The sequence below is a fragment of the Qipengyuania citrea genome (assembly GCF_009828015.1).
Lineage (GTDB): Bacteria > Pseudomonadota > Alphaproteobacteria > Sphingomonadales > Sphingomonadaceae > Qipengyuania > Qipengyuania citrea.
In genome coordinates this window covers 1-4,705 of sequence record NZ_WTYG01000022.1, presented here as the reverse complement: position 1 = coordinate 4,705, position 4,705 = coordinate 1, and the positions used below count along the sequence as shown (strand labels likewise).

Genomic DNA, 4,705 nt, shown 5'->3' with positions numbered 1-4,705 from the left:
TGTGCCGCCGCGCTTGCCGTGGGAAAACATCCTGCTCGCTGCTCTCCTTATCGTCACGATCGGGTCGGCAGCGCAGTCAGGGGCTTTTCGCGAACTCGACAATGGCTTGAGGAATTTAAGCTTTGGGCTGAGGGACCGCACCGCGAGCGGTCAGATTCAAGTCGTCGAAATGGATGCGGCGAGCGTTGCCGCGATCCAGCGATGGCCTTGGCCGCGCAGCAATTATGCCGAAGTGGTGGCCGCGCTGGATGAAGCTGGGGCCCGCTCAATCATTTTCGACGTCGATTTTTCCTCAACTTCGAATCCGGTCGAGGACGCCGCACTCGCGCGCAGTCTGAGCGAAGCATCTGCCGAAATCGTTCTTCCCACATTTGGCCAGAGCGAAAGCTTCGAATCCGACCGGCAGATCGATGCCTTGCCCATAGCGTCATTGCGGCGACACGCTTCGCTGGCATCAGTTTCCGTCATACCTGATAGCGACGGCGTGGTGCGCAACATGCCCTTGGGCACGATGACCGCGGGCGTTCCCCGGCCCTCGCTTTCGGCTCAGGCTGCCGGCGTGGCCGGAAAGGCCGGTAACCAATTCCCGGTCGACTTCGCGATCGACCCCGTATCGATACCTCGATACAGCTTCATCGACGTCGCGAGCGGAAGGTTCGATCCTTCCACGATTACCGACAAGGATATACTCATTGGCGCGACGGCGATCGAGATGGGGGATCGATACGCGACGCCGCGGCACGGCGTCCTACCCGGAGTGATCGTACAAGCGATCGCTGCGGAGACATTGCTAGGCGGAATACCCATTTTCGGAGGATGGCTGGTTCCGCTGCTGGTGGGCGCGCTGGGTGCCGCCTTGGTCTTCGCGCAAAAGACCTATCCGCGCGTCGTAGCGACCTCCGGTCTTGGCGCTGCTGCGCTTTTCGGCGCCGATATCGCCGCATATAGCCTTGCTGGAGCGGACTTCCGGATCGTGGCCGGGCTGATCTTGGTCCTGGCATCCGGCGCAGCGCGTTCGGGTTTATTGCTTTACCGCGAAATGTATCGCGGCAAGCGGATCGACCAGGAAAGCGGCTTGCCGAACCGCCTTGCTTTGCGCGAGGCCGATGGTTCGCAGGAGAATGCCCAAACCATCGTCGCGATGCTCGCAAATTTCGACGCAATCAAATCGGTTATCGGTGCGGATGCTATCGGCTCATTGATGGGGAGTCTGGCGGCGCGAATGGGCGGCAGAGATATCGTCTACCGCATCGATGATCGCTGCCTTGCGTGGATTTCCGACGAGGCGCATGAAACCCGCATAGAGACGCTGACTGAACTGCGCCGCGAGTTACGACGGCCGTTAGAAATCTCCGGAAAGCGCGTTGATCCCGCGATTGTGTTCGGCATCGCTGCTGCAGGGGCAACTGCCGAAGCTTCGCTGGCAGCCAGCACCGCGCTGGCCAACGACAAGGTTTGGCACATGCATGAGGCGGCCGAGCAGGACCTTCTCGAGCAGCAGGTTTCGCTAATGGGAGAACTCGCCAACGCGATCGAAAACCATGAGCTCGAAGTCCACTACCAGCCCAAGCTCGATCTGATGACGGACTGTATCGCCAGTGTCGAAGCGCTCGTCCGCTGGCATCATCCCACGCGCGGCTATTTGAGCCCGGACAGCTTCATCCCGCTAGCCGAAAAGAACGATCACATCGCGGATATGACGCTGTTCGTTCTGCAGCGCACCCTGCGGGATCTTGCGCAGTGGCATGGCGCTGGCATCGAAGTGAAGGCGGCAGTGAACATATCGGCGCGCCTGCTTATTTCTCCGGCATTCTTCGATGCTGTAGGGGCCGCGCTCCAAGTAAGCGACACATCTGCCTCCGACCTCATTTTTGAGGTTACCGAGTCAGCGACCATGGCCGATCCGGCAGCCGCTTTGCGCGCGCTAGAGGGATACCGGCGGATGGGCATCATGATTTCGCTAGACGACTACGGCACCGGGCAATCGACGCTGACCTATCTCAAGACCCTGCCTCTCGGCGAATTGAAAATCGATCGAAGCTTCGTCGAGAATGCACATGAAGACAGCAGCGATGCGCTTTTGGTCCACTCGACGGTGAACCTCGCCCATGCTCTTGGCCTGCTGGTCGTCGCAGAAGGAATCGAGACTGTAGAATGTCTCGACTTTCTGCGCGAAGTAGGATGCGATCTCGCACAAGGCTACTTCGTATCTCGTCCCCTTCCGGCCAGCGAATTGCTGGCGCTTTGCCTGTCCAGCAGCACAGCCTCGGATACGCTTGCCAGGACCGCAGCGTAATCCAGTATCGTCAGTCGGAAACTCGGGACTTCCCAAGCAGCGACGACAGACATAGCGGCGCCTACAAAGAACTACGCTGGCGCTTTTTGCCCCCTACGCGCCGAGCTGATTTTGAATGAGCCATTTGTATCATTCGATATGCGCACCAAGCTCACTACCCAGCTTGAGGCAAGTTGCTGGAACCGGATAGAGCGCCATACGCCCACTCCAAAAAAGCCTTAAAGCGGCATTAACCAATTCCCTTTAGCTCTCCCCCATGCCCACTTACCGCGCTGGTCACTTTTTTCGCTTCATCCTCCCGCCGACCGCAACCGGCATTGTATATTTTCTGGCTGCCACCATCACTTTTGGGCTGGTAGGAGGGAGTGGTGGCGTCGCTATCCTCTGGCCTGCAAGCGGCATTCTACTCGCGATACTGCTGTCTAGCGGATGGGGCCGAGCATATCGGCACGTAATCGCCGCTGGTGCCGCAAGCCTTGCGGCAAACGTGCTAGCCGGGAACTCGCTCGGTATCTCATTCGGGTTCACCGTCGCTAATATTTCAGAATCGATAGCTGCGGCGTGGTTTCTCAGGCAACAACTGCCACGTCGATTGTCCTTTTCGCAGCCAAGCGATTTGGTCTGGTTTTGCTTGGCTGCGGCGGCGGGATCTGCATTGAGCGCTACTATAGCGGTGGTCGTGGCGCCGATTTCGTCGATCGAATTCTGGTTTTCTTGGTTCTCGACGGACCTCCTCGGCATACTGATCGTCACCCCTCTTGCTATGATTGGCGCTAAAGCGGTCCGGAGCGACGGGAGGATAGGTCAGGCTTCAGTTATGCTCGAAGGTCTCCTAATATTTGCTCTAGTGGCTATTGTGTCATGGGTAGTCTTCTCGCAGACCGGCGCCCCCATCCTATTTCTACCCATGCTTGCGGTCCTTATGTCAGCATCGCGACTCGGCCCGACCGGAGCAGCTGGAGGCGTGCTTATTGTAGCTGGCCTTAGCACATTCACTTTCAACGTATGGTCGCCAGCGCAAAACCTCTTTGGCATCGGACCGCTTGCCAAAAGCATTTATCTCCAATTCTATCTGCTAACGCTGTTCGCCGCCGCTTTGCCAATCGCTGCGCTGTTGGGTTCGCGCAAAAAGGTGGTGACCCAGCTTGCAGAGGAGAAACGCCTGCTCGAACTCGCCGAAGAGGCGGCGAACCTCGGCCATTGGCGGCTCGACGTGCGAACCAGCAAGATCGTTTGGTCGCGCGAAGTGTTTAATATTTTCGGGCTGGATGACAGTGTGCCCCCACCACTAGAGGGGGCGATCAATGCTTACCACCCTGACGACCGAAAGATTGTCACCAACCATATTGATCACGCGATCGAAAATCGCTGCGACTTCGACTTTACGGCTCGCATCGTCCGACCGAATGGCGAGATTCGGCACGTTCGATCAAGAGGCGAAATAGACAAGATCGAAAGCGACGGATCTTTCGGACTGTTCGGGATCGTCCAAGACATCACTATTCAGGTTTCGCACGCAGCCGCGATCGAGAAAGCGCGTAACCGTGCTGAAGAAGCTGCCCGGCAAGCCCAGACCATAGCAGAAACCGATCAACTGACCGGTATAGCAAACAGGCGCCGAACGACGTCAGAATTAGTCCAAGCGGTATTAGCCGCCCGCCGGGAAGACCGTTCCCTGGCCGTCGCAGTGTTCGACGTGGACCACTTCAAAAGGGTCAATGACACCTATGGCCACCATGCCGGCGACGAGGTGCTGAAGCGCGTCGCAAATGTCGCTGCCAAAGCGCTTCGTGCTGGCGATATGGTGGGCCGTTTTGGAGGCGAGGAATTCGTCATCATTCTACCGGATACGACGACGCAAACCGCAATGCTCATCGCCGAGCGAGTTCGAAGCTCAATTGCAAAGAGCGGCAGCACCCCTCGTGTAACTGTTAGCATAGGTATCGCAGAGCTTGCCGAGGGAGAGACCGGCGAGAGCCTTCTCCGGCGAGCCGACGAAGCGCTCTATGTCGCCAAGCGTGCCGGACGCAACACGCTCCGGTCGGCCGGCTAGAAGACGATCGAATGCGACGCTCGTTTTAAGTTCTGCGATCGGCTCCCTTCTGCTGACTATCGGCCATAGGCTTCCGCGACCGCATAAGCTGCTGATTGATAACTATCAAATCTCGAATTTTTGCGCATCTGACATGGGCGCCGCGGAAGCGGTCGACCGTGGTCGGCCGCTTCCGGCAGACTACGATGCTCCGATGAAAGGTAAGCCGCGGCTCTACATGGGCGATCGTGGGAACGATATTAGCCGCGCCTCGCCTCCCACGCTCCCATCGAACCCAAATAGACATCGAGATGGTCGAACCCATGAGCATCGAGCCAACCGGCGGCGACAGTCGCGCGCATGCCGCTTGCGCACAT

Annotated in this window: 2 protein-coding genes; both read left to right on the top strand. The window is 58.2% G+C overall.

Annotation, left to right across the window (positions count from 1 at the left end; translation table 11 throughout):
• A partial coding sequence (locus tag GRI55_RS14790; RefSeq protein ID WP_160767637.1) for an EAL domain-containing protein occupies positions 1-2,296 on the top strand: 2,296 nt, incomplete at its 5' end.
• 256 nt (positions 2,297-2,552) lie between these two features.
• Positions 2,553-4,349 (top strand): sensor domain-containing diguanylate cyclase, encoded by a 1,797-nt coding sequence (locus tag GRI55_RS14785; protein WP_160767636.1) that lies wholly within the window; start codon positions 2,553-2,555, stop codon positions 4,347-4,349.
• Positions 4,350-4,705 lie beyond the last annotated feature (356 nt).

Bases quoted from the DNA above. Each gene is read 5' to 3' on its own strand.
- GRI55_RS14785 (WP_160767636.1), top strand. From the start codon at position 2,553: ATGCCCACTTACCGCGCTGGTCACTTTTTTCGCTTCATCCTCCCGCCG.